At 41.1% G+C, this 16,820-nt stretch carries 15 protein-coding genes and 1 pseudogene; 10 read left to right on the top strand and 6 right to left on the bottom strand.

The annotated features are described in order from the left end of the window. Positions 1-110: 110 nt before the first annotated feature. Positions 111-1,148, top strand: a complete 1,038-nt coding sequence (locus OWEHO_RS09920) for a PLP-dependent cysteine synthase family protein (protein ID WP_041628152.1) — start codon at positions 111-113, stop codon at positions 1,146-1,148. A gap of 103 nt (positions 1,149-1,251) precedes the next feature. Continuing rightward, positions 1,252-2,532, top strand: a complete 1,281-nt coding sequence (locus tag OWEHO_RS09915; RefSeq protein ID WP_014202340.1) for an aminotransferase class I/II-fold pyridoxal phosphate-dependent enzyme — start codon at positions 1,252-1,254, stop codon at positions 2,530-2,532. A gap of 253 nt (positions 2,533-2,785) precedes the next feature. Here the strand turns inward: OWEHO_RS09915 and OWEHO_RS09910 are convergent, their stop codons facing one another. The 3 genes from OWEHO_RS09910 to trhO form a co-directional block, all read right to left on the bottom strand. Further along, positions 2,786-3,943, bottom strand: coding sequence for a homogentisate 1,2-dioxygenase (locus OWEHO_RS09910; protein ID WP_014202339.1), 1,158 nt, complete (start codon positions 3,941-3,943; stop codon positions 2,786-2,788). A gap of 202 nt (positions 3,944-4,145) precedes the next feature. Next, a complete protein-coding gene (locus OWEHO_RS09900) occupies positions 4,146-5,837 on the bottom strand; it encodes a hypothetical protein (protein ID WP_014202338.1) in 1,692 nt (563 codons plus the stop codon). A gap of 81 nt (positions 5,838-5,918) precedes the next feature. After that, positions 5,919-6,965 carry an oxygen-dependent tRNA uridine(34) hydroxylase TrhO gene (trhO, locus tag OWEHO_RS09895; RefSeq protein ID WP_014202337.1) on the bottom strand — a complete coding sequence of 349 codons (1,047 nt, stop codon included), beginning with the start codon at positions 6,963-6,965 and terminating at the stop codon, positions 5,919-5,921. Positions 6,966-7,427: 462 nt separating this feature from the next. On the opposite strand from trhO, the gene OWEHO_RS09890 reads away from it, so the two are divergent. The 6 genes from OWEHO_RS09890 to OWEHO_RS09865 all read left to right on the top strand — a co-directional run bounded on the left by OWEHO_RS09890 (position 7,428) and on the right by OWEHO_RS09865 (position 12,020). Next, the gene (locus tag OWEHO_RS09890; protein ID WP_143764567.1) at positions 7,428-9,002 is read left to right on the top strand and encodes a T9SS type A sorting domain-containing protein; all 1,575 of its coding nucleotides are present in this window, start codon (positions 7,428-7,430) and stop codon (positions 9,000-9,002) included. After that, positions 8,999-9,184: a PID-CTERM protein-sorting domain-containing protein gene (locus OWEHO_RS09885; RefSeq protein WP_014202335.1), complete on the top strand. Its 186-nt coding sequence runs from the start codon at positions 8,999-9,001 to the stop codon at positions 9,182-9,184. Before OWEHO_RS09890 ends, OWEHO_RS09885 begins: the two co-directional genes overlap by 4 nt. A 9-nt stretch (positions 9,185-9,193) precedes the next feature. Beyond that, complete coding sequence (locus OWEHO_RS09880) at positions 9,194-9,844, top strand: complement C1q domain-containing protein (protein WP_014202334.1); 651 nt, start codon at positions 9,194-9,196, stop codon at positions 9,842-9,844. 146 nt (positions 9,845-9,990) lie between these two features. Then, complete coding sequence (locus OWEHO_RS09875; RefSeq protein WP_169312778.1) at positions 9,991-10,626, top strand: C1q-like domain-containing protein; 636 nt, start codon at positions 9,991-9,993, stop codon at positions 10,624-10,626. A 36-nt stretch (positions 10,627-10,662) separates the two neighbouring features. After that, positions 10,663-11,259, top strand: coding sequence for a hypothetical protein (locus tag OWEHO_RS09870; RefSeq protein WP_014202332.1), 597 nt, complete (start codon positions 10,663-10,665; stop codon positions 11,257-11,259). A 29-nt stretch (positions 11,260-11,288) separates the two neighbouring features. Further along, on the top strand, positions 11,289-12,020 hold the full coding sequence (locus tag OWEHO_RS09865) for a hypothetical protein (RefSeq protein ID WP_041627544.1): 732 nt from the start codon (positions 11,289-11,291) through the stop codon (positions 12,018-12,020). Between the two features lie 554 nt (positions 12,021-12,574). On the opposite strand, the gene OWEHO_RS09860 is transcribed toward OWEHO_RS09865, so the two are convergent. After that, positions 12,575-13,855 carry an Nramp family divalent metal transporter gene (locus OWEHO_RS09860; RefSeq protein ID WP_014202331.1) on the bottom strand — a complete coding sequence of 427 codons (1,281 nt, stop codon included), beginning with the start codon at positions 13,853-13,855 and terminating at the stop codon, positions 12,575-12,577. A 168-nt stretch (positions 13,856-14,023) separates the two neighbouring features. On the opposite strand from OWEHO_RS09860, the gene OWEHO_RS09855 reads away from it, so the two are divergent. Together OWEHO_RS09855 and OWEHO_RS09850 are read left to right on the top strand one after the other, a co-directional pair. Next, positions 14,024-14,959 (top strand): NAD-dependent epimerase/dehydratase family protein, encoded by a 936-nt coding sequence (locus OWEHO_RS09855; protein ID WP_014202330.1) that lies wholly within the window; start codon positions 14,024-14,026, stop codon positions 14,957-14,959. 4 nt (positions 14,960-14,963) lie between these two features. Then, positions 14,964-15,446 (top strand): hypothetical protein, encoded by a 483-nt coding sequence (locus tag OWEHO_RS09850; protein WP_014202329.1) that lies wholly within the window; start codon positions 14,964-14,966, stop codon positions 15,444-15,446. Between the two features lie 65 nt (positions 15,447-15,511). Here the strand turns inward: OWEHO_RS09850 and OWEHO_RS09845 are convergent. Further along, a pseudogene (locus tag OWEHO_RS09845) lies at positions 15,512-16,381 on the bottom strand (IS3 family transposase); the annotation flags it as partial. Then, positions 16,378-16,803 (bottom strand): helix-turn-helix domain-containing protein, encoded by a 426-nt coding sequence (locus OWEHO_RS18640; protein ID WP_014201344.1) that lies wholly within the window; start codon positions 16,801-16,803, stop codon positions 16,378-16,380. The pseudogene OWEHO_RS09845 and the gene OWEHO_RS18640, both read right to left, overlap by 4 nt. Positions 16,804-16,820: the final 17 nt, after the last annotated feature.

Below are 16,820 nucleotides of genomic sequence, written 5' to 3'. Positions count from 1 at the left end.
CTCTTATTCCTTCATATCATTATATTTGCGCCTTCATTAAAAAAGGTTGGTTGGGGTTGTCATGTCTTCTTCTAAGGCCTTTTAAAAAACGAGCCGCTGAAATTGATTTTATGAGATTGAAAGGAGCAAAGGAGAGTATTTTGGAAACTATTGGCGATACACCGCTAATTCGCCTTCAGCAGGCATCCAAAGACTTGAACACTAATGTATACGCTAAGTTAGAGTCATTCAACCCCGGACATTCTGCCAAAGACCGCATCGCTTTATATGCTATTGAAAAAGCGGAAAGGAATGGCCAGCTTTCGCCCGGAGGTACAGTAATAGAATCAACAAGTGGCAATACTGGCCGTAGCTTAGCTATGGTTGCTGCACTTAAAGGATACAAATGTGTTCTTTTTACCACCACCAAAATTTCTTTTGAAAAGAAAGCTTTGATGGAGGCTTATGGAGCCCAAGTGGTTATTTGCCCTAAAGAGGCTCATGCCGATCACCCGGAGTCATACTATGAGCGTGCAAAAACGCTTCACGCAGAAACTCCAAATTCAGTATACATCAATCAATATTACAACGATAGTAATGTTGAGGCTCATTATGCACTTACCGGTCCTGAAATTTGGAAACAAACCGAAGGAAAGATTACACACTATGTAGCTTGTGTTGGTTCTGGTGGTACCATATCTGGTACTTCTAAGTTTCTAAAGGAGCAAAATGCGGATATCCGAGTATTGGGTGTAGATGCTTATGGATCTGTATTAACGAAGTATCACACTGATGGTGTGTTAGATGAAAATGAAATAAAGCCGTACAAATTGGAAGGTGTTGGAAAAAGCATCATCCCGAGTTCCGTGCTTTTTGAAAATATTGACAAATTTTATCAGGTAGATGATAAGCCAAGTTTGCTGCGTGCTCGTGAATTGGCAAAAACGGAATCTATCATGCCTGGGCCTTCTGGTGGAGCAGCTGTAGAGGCTCTTTATCATATGAAAGATGAATTTACACCTGACTCTGTAGTGGTAGTTGTACTGCCAGATCATGGAGCAGGATATCTGAGTAAATTATATAGTAATCAATGGATGAGTGAAAATAATTTTCTCAATCGCGTTGATTATGAACCAAAAACGGTTGAAAAAAGCGGCTTGCAGCTGTAATAACTAAGGCGCTAAATGTTTACATTACATTTTTAGCACCTCTCTCAAAACGGAGTTTTAGGAAACACGATTTCCGCAAACAATATTAAGTATAGATTAGGGTATGGAAGCAACAGACCAAAAAGTGGGAACAGTTGATCTTTTTTCAAAGATCGTAACCAACAAAGGGCCATTAGGCCAATATGCAGACGCAGCAGAGGGATATTACATTTTCCCAAAGCTTGAGGGTAGAATTTCTAACCGCATGAAGTTTCACGGAAAAGAGGTTATCTGCTGGAGTATCAACAATTACCTTGGATTGGCAGAGCATCCTGAAATTCGCAAGGCTGATGCTGAAGCATCTGCTGACTGGGGGTTAGCTTATCCAATGGGTTCTAGAATGATGTCTGGAAACACAGATTATCATGACCAACTGGAGAATGAACTTGCCGAATTTGTAGGTAAAGAGAAGGCAGTATTGGTAAACTTCGGTTACCAGGGAATTATGTCTGCCATTGATTCTGTACTTGACAGAAACGATGTGGTAGTATATGATTCAGAAAGCCATGCATGTATTGTTGATGGTGTACGTATGCACTTAGGTAAGCGCCTTGTGTATGCTCACAATGATATGGACAGCCTTGAGAAAAACCTTCAGCGCGCTACCAAATTGGTAGACGGTACAGGTGGAGGTATCCTTGTAATTACTGAAGGTGTATTTGGTATGCGTGGAGATCAAGGTCTACTTAAAGAAGTAGTAGCTCTTAAAGAGAAATACAATTTCCGCCTTATGGTGGATGATGCTCACGGATTCGGTACTTTGGGTAAAACCGGTGCTGGAGCTGGAGAAGAGCAGGGTGTGCAGGATGATATCGATATTTACTTTGCAACTTTCGCAAAGTCTATGGCTAGTGTAGGAGCTTTCCTTGCTGGTGATAAAGACATCATTCAGTACCTACAGTACAATATGCGTTCACAGATTTTTGCTAAATCGTTGCCTATGCCATTAGTGGTGGGTAACCTTAAGCGTCTTGAGCTATTGAAGACCAAGCCTGAGCTTAAGCAAAAGCTATGGGAGAACGCTAGTTCACTACAAAAGCATCTTACTGATGCAGGTTTTGATATTGGTGTAACCAATAGCTGCGTTACTCCTGTATACATGAAGGGTTCTGTAGAAGAAGCTACTCAAATGGTGATGGATCTTCGTGAGAACTTCGGTATTTTCTGTTCAATCGTAGTATATCCGGTTATTCCTAAGGGAATGATTTTGCTACGCCTTATTCCTACTGCAATGCACAACGAAGAGGATATTGAATTGACTATTGAGGCCTTTAAGAAAATGGGTCAACGCCTTAGTGAAGGTTATTATAAGCAAGAAATGATCAATCCTGCAAAAGAGGGATAAGATCAATTATTATATAGTTTTAAGAAAAGGGATGCCGAAAGGTGTCCCTTTTTTTGTGAAATCAATTTAGCTATTGATTTCAGGCAAAGCACCCGAAATGCTTCGGAGCGGGTCGCAAATAAAACTCTGTGAAACCCACTGTACTCAGTGGTTAATATTATGGGTGCTCGGAGTTCTCCGTGGTCAAAACTTTACCAAAGCCAAAAAAAAGGAGCCCGAAAGCTCCTTTTACATTTTTATGTTTCAGTGTGGATTATTCTACCCAACTGTTCCAGTATTCACCATCATCAAGATCCAAAGCTGCTTGAGTAAGTCTTAGTGGCTTAAAAGTATCTACCATCACAGCCAGCTCTTCCGTTACCGTTTGGCCAATAGAACGTTCCATAGCTCCAGGGTGCGGCCCGTGAGGTATCCCGGCAGGGTGTAGGCTGATAAAGCCCTTGTCAACGTGATTACGGCTCATAAAATCACCATCTACATAATACAGCACTTCATCACTGTCAATGTTGCTATGGTTGTAAGGTGCAGGAATTGCTTCTGGGTGATAATCATATAAACGTGGACAGAATGAGCAAACCACAAAACCGGCTGCTTCAAAAGTTTGATGCACGGGTGGTGGCTGGTGTACTCTACCAGTTATCGGTTCAAAATCTTTAATATTAAATGCATACGGGAAATTGTAACCATCCCAACCTACAACGTCAAAAGGGTGTGTGGCATAAACCAATTCGTGAAGGGTTCCTTCTTTTTTGATTTTCATCACAAAATCGCCTTTCTCATCATGTGTTTCCAGGTTTTCAGGTCTGCGAAGATCGCGCTCACAAAATGGAGAGTGCTCAAGCATTTGACCAAACCAGTTGCGGTAACGCTTAGGTGTGTAAAGTGGAGAAAATGAATCCACAATAAACAGGCGGTTGTCTTCAGTGTCAAACTCAAATTGGTAAATCATACCACGAGGAATCACCAAATAATCACCATAACCGAATTTTATGTTTCCTAAAAAGGTGCGTAAAGTTCCTGTGCCTTTGTGCACAAAAATCATTTCATCAGCATCGGCATTTTTGTAGAAATACTCGGTTTGTGATTTGCGCGGAGCGGCCAATGAAATTTCAAGGTCATTGTTTACCAAAACGGCAACACGTGATTCAAGGTAATCATCAACGGGCTTTACATTCCAGCCTTGTAGCATGCGGCTGGTGATATTTTTACTCACCACTACTTTTGGAGAAACGTCTTTTTGACCAATGATTTTTTTCACCTGTGTAGGGCGATGTACGTGGTACAAAAGTGATGACATACCGTCAAAACCTACCGTTCCGAATAGCTCTTCGTAGTAAAGGCCACCATCAGGTTTTTTGAAAGTAGTATGTCGCTTATGCGGGATATTTCCCTGTTTATGATAAAAGGGCATATTTATTCTGATTTATGATGCCCCAAATTTAACAATTCTAAAACCCATGAGTAAATGATAATCATCAGGGTTTTGAAGAGAATGAAAAAGTCCTGCACCATAAACCTTCAAGTCTAGAAAACTTAAAAAGTTATTGAAAAAAAGAACCGCTCCAAAACTAATTCGAAGCGGTTCGTATTCCCATTTTTCTACAATCAATCTACTATTTCGTAATCTTATGCGCCTCACCTGTTTTAGTTTCCACCAAAAGATAAACGCCTTTTGCAAATCCTTGGGTTGGGATAGTACGTTTTGAATCTGAATCTACATCAAATTTGGTCATCAGTTGGCCAGTGGTGGTATACAGTTCAAAACTTAGGTTTTTATCCTCATCATTAATAATAGCCCATTCCGCAGAAGCGGTATTAAAGCTTAGTTGATAGTTTTGATTTGCCTTGTAAGCATTTATGCCTACGGTACGCACTGGCTGATTGTTATAGTTGTTTCCTAGGTTTTCTAGTAGTTCATTTATTTTCCCATAACCATGGTCAACATTCGCATTGCGAGCCCATACATATGCTGTTGCTACTGTAAATTCTTCACCTTGGTTCAGGTTAAATGGTCCGGCAATGGCGAGCGATTTTACATCATTGCTGCTATTGGGAGAGGCAAACCAATTGGTTGCACTACTAGGTAAGGAGTTGCCAGTGGTGTCATAAGTGTCACCTGGAAAGGAAAACAGTGTGGTAGGCCCTACATTATTTGCTACATAACCATCACCATTGTTATTATCTAAAAAGCCAGAAGGATTTTCAATGATTAAATCATTTCCATTTTTCCACTTGCTCTGCAGATATTGGTGATAGTCCAAAGGAGTATCTGGGTTACCTTGGTTACCAGGCATGTTGTAATAATGCATGGAGCCACTTAAAAGTATTTGCTCGCGAACACCTGTTGCTAAGTTTTCCGGTACGCATACACCACTGGCGTTTCTCACACCATCTCTACAACCATCTTTGTCATTATCCTTACCATCACCAAAAGGAGCTGGTGGGCCTTGTAACATTCGCATACCACATGTTGCTAAGTTTAAACCAAATCCCGCTGGGCCTTCATCATCTGAGTCTCCGTTATAAGAGAAAACACTATTTGCCCAAATATTGGTGCCATTCAAATCGTCTCTCGAATTGCCCAAGTCAAAGTCAGCAAAAATACCCATATAAGCACCAGAGTAAGATCTATTAGAACGATTGATAATGCGGTATTCGCGAAACAGAACACTGTCTTCAATACCACCGGTTCTATACCCATAAAGCATTGAGTGTACTTCTACACCAAGACCAACTCCGGCAGGGGTAGTTCTGCCGTTGGCGTCATTGAAAATAGTGTAAATGGCTTCATCACCTCTTATCTGTGGATAATCGCCATCCGCTGGAACATAATGCCCATCATTGTTTACATCCACAAAAGGGGCTAGATAGTAAGCTTCACCCATGGTGGTGTCGCCATGCGCAGGCCAGTCTGCTATTTCTTGAGGGATACCACCGGTATTACCATTTTTGAAATCGGTAAGTGTTTGAAGGTTTACCCGATATACTTTGTCCCATTTGGTGGTAGCATTTGGGTCATTTGAAACGGGCCCAGGCACAAAGTCCAATCCATCCTGGCGATAGGTTTGAGCAGATTGATGTAGCGTATTAGTGGACGTGTCATAGCTTGCCAGCCAAAGTCCATCAGCATATAGCAGGGTATTGTATGTAGTGTCATCAAAGGTTTGCATTTCTTCAATGCCACCATCTGAATATACACGGGCTTTTAAGGTGTTGATCTCTATAGAATCTACCGCTAATTGAGAGTAAGAAAATGTGGAAAAAAGTATTCCACCAATTGAGAGAAGTGTAGCTGATTTTTTCATGTTTAAGGGTTTTGTTTATATAGTTATGGACGCATAACATTTCAACCCGTTGCATGAAAAGGCCTACATATTTTAAGAATATTATTCTTCTCCCTTGAGATTCACCTTTTTATGACTATGAAATATCTTCTTTTGCTTTTTGCCTTGACGTAGTTTTTTTTGCTCTTCCTCTGGTAAATGAATTATTTCCTGACATTTTGGTGTGCAGGTTCCTTCGTGCTTTTCAGCACATTCATCACACTGTATAAATAGAAGATTGCACTCCTTGTTAGCACAATTTACATGCTTATCGCAAGGCTTTCCACATTGATGGCAGTGTGAAACCACTTCTTCAGAAATACCTTCACCAAGGCGGTCATCAAATACAAAGTTTTTTCCGCGAAAGCGGTTGGGGAGCTCTTTAGTCTTTATTTGACGAGCGTAGTCAATGATGCCACCATGTAATTGATTTACATCTTGAAAACCATGGTGTTTAAGGTAGGCACTTGTTTTTTCACAACGAATACCTCCCGTACAATACAAAAGCACTTTTTTGTCTTCTTTCCCTTTTAATAAGTTCAATACCTCGGGGAGCTCGTCTCTAAAGGTTTCGGCTTCTGGCAGCAAGGCGTTTTCAAAATGACCAATCTCACTTTCATAGTGATTGCGAATATCCACCACTACAGTTCCTTCGTTATCCAAAGCTTCGTTCCACTCCTCTGCATTTAGGTGTCGGCCTACATTGGTCACATCCCAATCATTTTCATTAAGGCCATCGGCCACTATCTTTTCACGAACTTTTACCGTAAGCTTCAGGAATGATTTGCCATCATCTTCTACCGCAATTTTGAAGGGAACATCTTTAAGTTCGGGATGAGAATACACCTTTTCTACAAAGGCCTCCCAGTTGTGCTCGGGTACATTCATCTGGGCATTAATGCCTTCGCGAGCTACATAAATTCGTCCGTTGCAATCCAACTCTTGCCACTCACGGTAAAGTGTGTCGCGCATATCCTGCGGATTTGCAAGAATAACATACTTGTAAAAGGAAACCGTCTTCCTTTTAAAAGTTTCGGCCTCGAGCTTTTTGATAAGCTGTTCGCGACCATACTTATTGATCATTCCTTTTTTTCCTGCGTTGGGATCCATTCTGCATCAATTTTAAAGCGCTGCAAATTTACAAAAGCTTGGGGCTATGAGCACAATGATAAATATCAGGATTGAATGAGATAACAATTCCATACAAGCTCGCTACCTTATTTTCTCGCTTTAGAAAGTAAATTTTTAACTAAAATAAAGGTTTACAAGGTGTGATTTTCTGTTGATTTTGGAATATTTTAAACACTTGATATTTATGAGCTTATAAATTGGTGCTTAAAAAATAAAGATGGACTTGAATTGCAAATAATGGCTGTATCTATCTGGTTGTGTGTGTTTTATGTTTGATTTTTTTGAGTAGGTTGCATATATTTGCTTTGTAGAAAAAAATTGTTCTACCGTCATTGAAACTCCAACCTTATTGATTCACTTTCCAATCCGCTTTTGTGTGGGTAGGGGATGTTATAATGGTAGTGAGTATGACGCATAATTAACTGCTCAATTACTATTATTATGAATCAATCTTTATTCTCCAAATCTTGGTTGCTACCTTGCCTATTGGTAGTTTCTGGTAGTGCTTTTTCACAAGATTTATTTGTAGACTCAGGAGATACTTTATGGGTAGAACCTGGAGGCATTCTCACGGTAGAAGGCTCCATTACTTCTAATGGCACTATCTATCTAAATGCCGATGCCACAGGCTATGCTCAACTGCTTCAAGTGAATAATGTGGGTAATATAGGACAGTTAGATATGGAAATGTATCTGACCGATATGACCACAGGCTGGCGTCAATTGGGGATTCCGTTTACCAATCAAGTTCAAAATCTTAACACAGATGGTATAAGTTTTATAACCAGTGCCAATGATGGAGGTGTGGCAGGTAGACGCAATATGTACTATTGGGATGCCACAGACGCTGGTGCCGGTGAAGCTATCGGCTGGACTGAAGCAGCCCCCACCACTACTGGCTCTCGCTCATACACAGTGTTTGGTGACCAAAATGGGGTGCATGACTTTACGCAAACTATCAGGATAGGAGGTACGCCTTCAAATGGTAATCAAGCGTTTGCTGTAAAAAACACCTATGACATTGGTCAAACAGGTAATGCAAACGCCCAGGGATGGAACTTCATCCCAAACCCTTATCCTAGTAATGTAAGTGTGGATAAGCTTTTTGCTTTAGGAAGTTTTCCGACTTACGAAGCTATCCATGTGTGGGATAATGTAAATGGCCAGTACGAAGCTCTTACATCTAGCGGAGTAACAGTATACAACACTAACGCTACAGCAAGCGGAGCTTCACATATACAGCCATTTCAAGGTTTTTGGATAAAAGTAGATGCGGATGGTACTTTTACTCTTGATAATACCGTGCGTGAGCCAGATTCTACGGCCACTGCTTTTATGAGTTCAAGACCTTACGATTTATTAAACCTAAGTGTTACCAATACCAATGATTCCACCTATGATAGAATGGTGGTTTTCTTTGGACCAGATGCCACTATAGGTATGGATAATGGATATGATGCCTATAAGATAAAATCAACCCGAGATGTGCCAACCATGTATATGGAGTACCAAGGATTGGAGCTGAGCATAAACCATCTGCCTGTGGCTGGGTACAGCATACCGGTTACCGTAAAAACACAACAAGCGCAAACCCTTCACACTTTTAGCTTAGATGACAATCAACTTGACCCGGCTTGGAAGGTGGAGCTCGAAGACCTGGCAGGAGGCAAGCGCATTGATTTGCGAAAGCAGGACATGACGGTGAAGGTGGATATGAATGACAATGACAAACGCTTTGTACTTCACTTAAATCAGCAAGGAGTAGCCTTGAATGCAGAGCAGACACTTCCAGAAATAGTGGGTTGGGTAAATGCTGAAGGACAAATAGGAATTAGAAAAATAGGCATGGACAACGGAACCTTAAAATTATATGGATTGGGAGGAAAATGCTTTGCCACCAAACGTATGGAGAGTGACCAAACCGTGCTTAGTCCTCGCTTGGCAAGTGGAGTATACCTACTACAATTTACTGACGATAATCTGAAATCATCTTCTACAAAAATATTAGTACCATGAAAAATATAAACACAATTGCTTTGGTGGCTCTCGTATTCATCGGGTCTACTTTATTGCTTAATGCCCAGCCTGGAAACCCTACTTCACCTGCTCCATTAGATGGAGGGATAAGTTTGCTGTTAGCAGCTGGAGCAGCATTTGGTGGTAAAAAGTATTATGACGCAAAGAAGAAAATTGATTAAAGTATAATTATGAAAAAGTATTTATTTACAGCAGTACTGATAGCAGCAAGTTTCATTACAGTAGCCCAATCAGGAAATGTTGGAGTGGGCACCACTGCACCACAGGCCAAGCTACACGTTGAAGGTAGCTTACGTGTAGATTCACTCAAAGCGATAGATTATTCTAAGTATAATTTGGTTTTGGATTCTGCATCAAAGAAGGTGGCAATACAGCTCATACGATCTAACCGGGATACCTTAGTTAGAATTTATGCGAAAACAGGTGGAAACTCAGTTCCGCATCTTACAGCTACACGCATTGTTTGGTCAGGTACAGATATCAATACGGTGCCATCTGCCTGGGACGCTTCGACAGGTATTTTTACAGCCCCCCACAAGGGTTTCTACCGCATTTCGACCAATCTCACTTTTAATCCCAACACGGGGAATAATGCACAGCATACTGTAATAGTAAGAAAGAACGGTGCTGATTTTGCCGCAGCTGGAAATTTTGATTCAAGTGGAGGTGGGAGCATTTACAAACCTGCGGGCAGCCTTTCCACCATGGTTGAATTAAATGCTGGAGAAACTGTTTCAGTATGGGCATTTCAAGGGGTTGGCTCTACCCAAACACTTTATAATTCGGTATGGAACTTTCTGAGTATTGAAGAACTCCCATAGGTTTGAATATTATCATTTGGTATATTATTGAAAATCAGTATTTAATTTTAAATCAATACCAATCTTACAGAAGCTAAAACGCAGTAGCTTTTAATACTAAAAACAGACTCTAAACAAATTTAATTGACATGAAAACAAAAATCATTATGGCCATATTAGTCTTAGCGAGTTATATAGTCAGCGCTCAATCAGGAAATGTGGGTATTGGAACTTCTTCACCACAAGCCAAACTCCACGTACAGGGCGACTTGCGGGTGGATTCGATGAAAACAGTGACAACCTCCTCCATGAAGGTTGTTTTGGACACTGCTACTAATACATTTGCGTTACAGTCCACCAGACCTGAATCGGATACTTTGGTACGTATTGCTGCCCAGACAGTTAATAATTCTATTCCCACTAATACAAGTACACTCATCGTTTGGTCATCTACGGTGGTGAATACCCTGCCCTCTGCTTACGATGCCAGCACTGGAATTTTCACAGCGCCACGTACAGGTTTGTATCAACTATCAGTCGGCACAATGTTAAGTTCCAACAATGCCAATAGTGACGAAGTCAATGTTTCTGTTTTCGTAAACAATGTTGAGATTGCAACAAGCGCAAACTATGATTCGAATGGGGGAACCAGCCAAAGTAAGCCTACTGGAAGCCTGATGGTATTAAGACCCTTGTCGCAAGGCGACACAGTGGAGTTTCGGATGTTTCATACTATAGGCTCCACTCAATCTTTAATAAATGAAAGCCGCTTCAATAATATGAGTATTGTGGAGCTACCTTAGGGCACATCTCAAAACTTTTAACTTCACCTTTCCCTTATGAAAAAACTATTCTTTCTTACCCTTATTTTTCCTTTAACAGGATATATAGCTACAGCCCAAACAGGAAACGTGGGGGTAGGTACCAGTTCACCGCAAGCCAAGCTTGATGTAAATGGGGATGTCCGCATAGGCAATGTGCCCCTCAAAACCAGCAATACCATGAATGTGGCCTTAGATACCGCTACCGGCCAATTGGTAAAACAAGAAGGTATTACCAAAGCTTCAGGTTTTGTAAATGCTGGAGTACCCGTTTCACTCGGAAACATAAGCGTTCAGGTGTCCACCAGCGGAAACCGTTCCTTAATGATACGGATGGACAGTACCGCCACGCTGAGCGGTGCCAGCATTAACAATTATCACGGGGGAGCGCTATCGGTGGGTGGCGCGTCCAGTACTGTGACAGGTTATACGCGTAGATCCGACAGTTTTGCAGGTGGCACGTTTTACCGCTGGCAATCTTCAGCAAACTTCACTCATCACGGCAATATTCAAACCATTCTTTTTACAGATGAGACAAATCGGTATGCTTACAGGGCCACTCTAATAATTGGTTCAGGTTATGTCAACAATTTCGTAAGTATCGAAAGGCTTTGATCACCTAACCAACTTAAAATTCGAAAAAAATGAAAACCAAACTCACAATTGTCGTATTTGCTCTGTTGGGATTTATGGCCAACGCCCAAACAGGAAACGTGGGGGTGGGCACCAGCTCTCCAACGGAAAAACTAGAAGTAAACGGAAATTATAAAGATTCCGCTTTTTCCACTACCTGGAAATCTCAAACGAATGGAGGCACTTATTACACATCGGACTATATTGTTATTTACAACGGTACTTTTTACAAAAATCTAACTGGCACAAACACAGATGCCACTCCTGATGCGGATGTTACAAACTGGGTAAATTTATGTCCAGTAGCACCAACACCAGAGTTTTTGCACGCCAGGATGAATGCAGATGAGAATGTACAAGTAAATAATAATATTGATAACCTTACGATATTAGCTTCTGCTGGCAATGTAGGTACAGCTGGCTTTAGTGCTGGTGGCGGTACTGTAACGCTTACCGCTGGTGTTACCTATAAATTAACAGCTGCTTTAAATGCGGTACATGTTGCAAATATGGATTATGTGGTCTATTCTTGGTACAACATTACGGCAGGAGTTAATATTGGAAATAGAGGTTTCTTTTACGCAGTTAATGACCCTGATAATATCTCATCACAACCAACTGCTGTAGCATATATAACACCTACCGTTACTACTACTGTAGATTTAAGAATAATTAGTGTAGGAGGTGTAACCACGGCTACAATAGATGCAGAATATGGATATATAACTGTGGAAGCACTATAAAGAATAGTTGCTTGATACTTTAGGCCGCAAAACCATAATTTTATTTGAATAAAAGAAATGTCGACTCAATGCTTGGGTCGGCATTTTATCTTTGTGCCCTTATTTAAAAAGAGATTCAGGAAAGGATATTGGTACGTGGCTCCTCGGGCCAAATAGGTATGACCTTATAAAAACACTTCGCCAGTCATATGGTAACAAGCGTAGCGGGTTCTGATATAAAAGAACCGGGAAAGAACATGCGCTAGGGGCCAACCCTTTTGAAGGTATAGATGCCTCTGATTCCGCTCGGCTGAAAGAGCTGTTGGTTTTAATGGTTTTTTCGCAATGGATGTTACACGTACAGTACCGAAGTATTTTTTACGTACCTAACCTTTTGGGGTTTTCAGCAGCTCAGACAGCTCCTCATTAAAAGGTTCCTCTTACAGTCATTCAATTAATTCTTCGCGACCGTACTTATTAATCATACCTTTTGTTCTTGGGTTGGGGCCTATTTTCCATCAATTTTAAAACGCGCAAGTTTGCAAAAGCTCACTCGAAGGGAGTTAGGACAAAAGTCAGTAATAGACGATGTAAATGATGGTGAAGAAAAGAAGAAAGATTATTCCAATATAGCTCAACCATCGCATGAGAGCAGAGGGCTGCTGGTCCTTGTCAATATATTTCCCAGTCACAAGCCTGAAGTTGACAAGTGCGATAATAGGAGCTACTATAAATGAGATGGTGGTGGCTAAGTCCACAAGGTCCTTTAATGAGGTACCAAAAAAGTAGATAATTATGTAAGCGCCAACTCCTACAAACAAAAGACTAAGGTGATAAGAACCCGTTTTGGAGGCTGTACTTTTATTTGCCGTATCACCTTGCAAAAGCAGGGTAGCCACTCTTTCTGTGGTGCGTGCATAACCGTCAAAAACTGCTATGCAGGTTCCAAACATTATAGAAAAACCAGAAGCTGCAATGAGTAAATAACTCCAGTCGCCCATGGTTTGAGTAAAGAGCTCAATAATACCATTAGCAAAAGCAGCTGAGTTGCCGGGCATGCTGTAGCCAGTACCGTATAATAGGTATGCACCCAACAGCAGAAAACAGGGGGCGAGGATGGCGGATACTATGTAGCCAAAATTAAACTCGCGTAGGGTTTCTCGTAATGAAGGTTTAAAGTTGGTTTGCTTGATGCGTTCTAAGGTCCAAAGGCTTGTCCATGAAGAAATATCCAAAGCAGTCGGCATCCACCCCATAAGGGCAATAGCAAAGGCAAACCCGGCACTTGATGGGTCGAGTATAGATGGTTCGAAAAATTGATGCTGAGAAGAAACAGGTCCTTTGATAAGAGTAAGAACAAATGCGACCACGGTGGAAAGGAGAAGTACTGCTCCAACAATTTTGATCAGTGAATCAAGAATTTTGTATTGACCAACATATAGAATGAGAATGCATACTACAAACAAAATGGGTAGGAGGTATTGAACGGCACCAGGCCCCAGCGAGGAAGAAATACCAAATAGATTATCAAAAAAACCAGCAGTAACAGCGCCCACTGCAGCTGTAACAAAGAACATGGTAGATAGCGTAACAATGGCGTATAACCAAAGCATCCATTTGCCCAAGCGAAGGTAGCCATCTATAATGCTGGTGCCTGTAGCATTTGCATAGCGAGAAGCATATTCAAAAAAGGGGTACTTAAAAAGGTTGGCAGCCATCACAGCCCATAGAAGTCCAAAACCATAAAGTGCTCCGGCTCGGGTGCTTTGCACCAAATGACTTACGCCAATACATGTGCTGGCAAAGAGTAGGCCGGGGCCAAGAGATTTTAAAAAATGGGCAAGCTTTTGTTTCATAGGCCCAAATATAGAGGGTAATTCAGTTAATGAAGTTTGTGAGTCTACTTGTAGTAGTTGGTTTTTGAAAATGTTGTAAACGGTTGTTTAAGTTTTAATAGATAATCTAGAATGCCGGCTCAATACTTGGGTCGGCATTTTTATCTTTGCGCCCTTATTCAAAAAGAGATGCAAGAAAAGATATTGGTACTTGGCTCTTCGGGCCAAATAGGTACTGACCTTATAGAAACACTTCGCCAATCCTATGGCAACGAAAATGTAGTGGCTTCAGATATTAAAGAACCAGCAAAGCACATTTTGGAGTCTGGTCCTTTTGAGATAGTGAATGCTATGGATCGTGACCGTTTGGAGGAAGTGGTGGCAAAGCACGGAATTACTCAGATTTATCACTTGGTAGCCATGCTTTCGGCTACAGCCGAAAAAATGCCTATGAAGGGCTGGGACCTTAATATGGTGAGTCTTTTTCATACGCTTGAAATGCTTCGCGAAAAGCAGTTCAATAAGCTGTATTGGCCAAGCTCTATTGCTGCATTTGGGCCAACTACTCCAAAAGTAGATACTCCTCAGCACACGGTAATGGATCCGGGAACTGTATATGGAATAAGTAAACTTAGCGGTGAGCTTTGGTGTGATTACTACTGTAAAAAATACGGGGTGGACGTGCGGAGTATTCGCTACCCTGGATTGATATCTTATAAAACTGAGCCAGGTGGAGGGACTACAGATTATGCTGTAGATATTTTCCATAAGGCAAAAAAGGAAGGCAAGTACGAATGCTACCTTGCAGAAGATACTGCCTTGCCAATGATGTACATGCCTGATGCGATTAAAGCAACTATCGGCATTATGGAAGCGCCAGCTGAAGATGTGAAAATTCGCACCAGCTATAATTTGGCAGCTTTTAGCTTTACGCCAAAGCAGTTAGCGGAAGCCATTAAAAAGCATATTCCTGATTTTGAAATCACTTACAATGTAGATAGCCGAAATGATATCGCATTAGGATGGCCTCAGGAAATTGATGACCAGGTAGCACGTCAGGATTGGGGTTGGAAAAACGATTTCAGCTTGGACGCTATGGTAGAAGATATGTTGAAAAATGTATAATATTATGAAAAAGACAATTGGCGTTTTAATGCTTGTATTGATTGCGTTTACCGGGTATTCGCAAGATTTTGAGGCTCTTCCAGATATGGGATTTGAAACCAAGGAAGACTACAAGAATCATGAAGCTGAGGTGCAAGAATGTGCTAATTACATTTTGAATCAAAATGTAGTGGACAATGAGCTGAATAGGTTGACCTGCACTGCTTTTATGATGGATTGGATGGAAGGAACACCAGATTATACTTTTAGTATAGGCTCTGAATTTATGGATTATTGCAAAGGGCAAATTGCCCTGCAAAACGTTTATATGGCTTCGCTGGTGAAGGTAGCATTAGATGGTGAACCTGGAGCTGATCCTCAACAGATAAGTGACAATGCGAGAGAAATATTTTTGGATTATTGCGCGGATGAGAACAACAAGGTGAAGAAAAATCGAGCAATTAAAAAGGCGCTAAAAGCACGCGAAGAAGCGAACAATGCTGAGTAATAAATTTGACGAATGTCCCGTCCTAAATAACCGATACAGGTTTTTATATAGATTAAACATAGTAATTAAACCTTGGTGAAGCTAGCTTCACCAAGGTTTTGTTTTTTATAGGATTTTATTTTGACCTGATCTTGTTTATGCATTTGTTCTGGAGTGTTCATTTGGCAGGAGAGGTGTGGCCTTTGTTTATTATAAATGCTTACACTGTCTTCCACCAAAGGCTTCATGATGTCTAGTTTATCGGCCTTTACTACTTCAATAAATTCTTGCTTTAAAATACCGTTTATACGTTCCGCTATGGCGTTGGCATATGGGTCATAAGACTCTGTCATGCTACAGGTTATTTTGGCTTTAGCCAGTTGTTTTTGGTAATCGGTGCTACAATATTGTAGGCCTCTGTCTGAGTGATGGATCAGAGGTTGGCTAGGGTATTTTCGATTTTTGATAGCTTGCTTTAAGGCAGATAGCGCACCATCCACACTCAAACTGTTTGATACATTGTAGCCTACTATCTTTTTTGAGTAGGCATCGGTAACTAGAGCCAGGTACATGGGGTTTTCTCGGGTACCCACATAAGTTATATCGGCCACCCAAAGCTGCTCTGGCCGGGTAATGGGTAAGTCTGCAATCACGTTTTTGTGTTTGCGGAACCTATGGTGTGAGTTGGTGGTAATATGGTATGATTTCTTGGGTTGTATTAACATGTGATTTGCTTTTAGAATGTGGAACAATTTATCGCGACCCACGCCCAGTGCTTGCAGCTCTGGCTGTAGCAAGTGGTAAAGTTTACGTGTGCCTAGCCGAGGCATGGACATGCGCTTTTCCTGCACGAGTGATACTACTTTTTGCGCACGTTGCTTTTTGGCTTCTTCGGCTTTAATGGCGCGATAATAAACTTGACGGCTATACCCGAACAATCTACAGGTAGCCGTTAGGCTTTCTTGGTAGTGTTCTTTGTATTGGTTGACTGTTCGGGTAAGGAGTTTTTTCTGATTGGAATATTGTACTCTTTCTCGGCTATATCTATCATCATATCAAAGATGATCGCCTTTTTGTCGGCTCGTTCTATTTGATGTTCCAGCTGCTTTTTCTGCTTTTCTAATAGCCGAACTTTTTGCTCTAGTTCCATCAGTTTTTGTTCTGGAGTTTTGGGCATTTGTATTGGAGTTTGATTTTCCCAATCAAAGTTACCATACTTTCTTAACCAACTCAGCACAGTACTGCGAGCCTGAATGCCATATTTTCGGACTGCTCCATGCTGACTTAACTCGCCCCGTTCTATTTCTTGGACAACTTGCAGCTTGAAGTTTAAGCTGTAATCTTTTTGTGTACGCTTTACGTAGCCATTGTCTTTCATAAGGTTACAAATTTGTG

Origin of the sequence: Owenweeksia hongkongensis DSM 17368 (genome assembly GCF_000236705.1) — a bacterium.
GTDB lineage: Bacteria > Bacteroidota > Bacteroidia > Flavobacteriales > Schleiferiaceae > Owenweeksia > Owenweeksia hongkongensis.
This window is presented reverse-complemented; position numbering and strand designations above follow the sequence as displayed.

Bases quoted from the DNA above. Each gene is read 5' to 3' on its own strand.
- OWEHO_RS09920 (WP_041628152.1), top strand. From the start codon at position 111: ATGAGATTGAAAGGAGCAAAGGAGAGTATTTTGGAAACTATTGGCGAT.
- OWEHO_RS09915 (WP_014202340.1), top strand. From the start codon at position 1,252: ATGGAAGCAACAGACCAAAAAGTGGGAACAGTTGATCTTTTTTCAAAG.
- OWEHO_RS09910 (WP_014202339.1), bottom strand. From the start codon at position 3,943: ATGCCCTTTTATCATAAACAGGGAAATATCCCGCATAAGCGACATACT.
- OWEHO_RS09900 (WP_014202338.1), bottom strand. From the start codon at position 5,837: ATGAAAAAATCAGCTACACTTCTCTCAATTGGTGGAATACTTTTTTCC.
- trhO (WP_014202337.1), bottom strand. From the start codon at position 6,965: ATGGATCCCAACGCAGGAAAAAAAGGAATGATCAATAAGTATGGTCGC.
- OWEHO_RS09890 (WP_143764567.1), top strand. From the start codon at position 7,428: ATGAATCAATCTTTATTCTCCAAATCTTGGTTGCTACCTTGCCTATTG.
- OWEHO_RS09885 (WP_014202335.1), top strand. From the start codon at position 8,999: ATGAAAAATATAAACACAATTGCTTTGGTGGCTCTCGTATTCATCGGG.
- OWEHO_RS09880 (WP_014202334.1), top strand. From the start codon at position 9,194: ATGAAAAAGTATTTATTTACAGCAGTACTGATAGCAGCAAGTTTCATT.
- OWEHO_RS09875 (WP_169312778.1), top strand. From the start codon at position 9,991: ATGGCCATATTAGTCTTAGCGAGTTATATAGTCAGCGCTCAATCAGGA.
- OWEHO_RS09870 (WP_014202332.1), top strand. From the start codon at position 10,663: ATGAAAAAACTATTCTTTCTTACCCTTATTTTTCCTTTAACAGGATAT.
- OWEHO_RS09865 (WP_041627544.1), top strand. From the start codon at position 11,289: ATGAAAACCAAACTCACAATTGTCGTATTTGCTCTGTTGGGATTTATG.
- OWEHO_RS09860 (WP_014202331.1), bottom strand. From the start codon at position 13,855: ATGAAACAAAAGCTTGCCCATTTTTTAAAATCTCTTGGCCCCGGCCTA.
- OWEHO_RS09855 (WP_014202330.1), top strand. From the start codon at position 14,024: ATGCAAGAAAAGATATTGGTACTTGGCTCTTCGGGCCAAATAGGTACT.
- OWEHO_RS09850 (WP_014202329.1), top strand. From the start codon at position 14,964: ATGAAAAAGACAATTGGCGTTTTAATGCTTGTATTGATTGCGTTTACC.
- OWEHO_RS18640 (WP_014201344.1), bottom strand. From the start codon at position 16,803: ATGAAAGACAATGGCTACGTAAAGCGTACACAAAAAGATTACAGCTTA.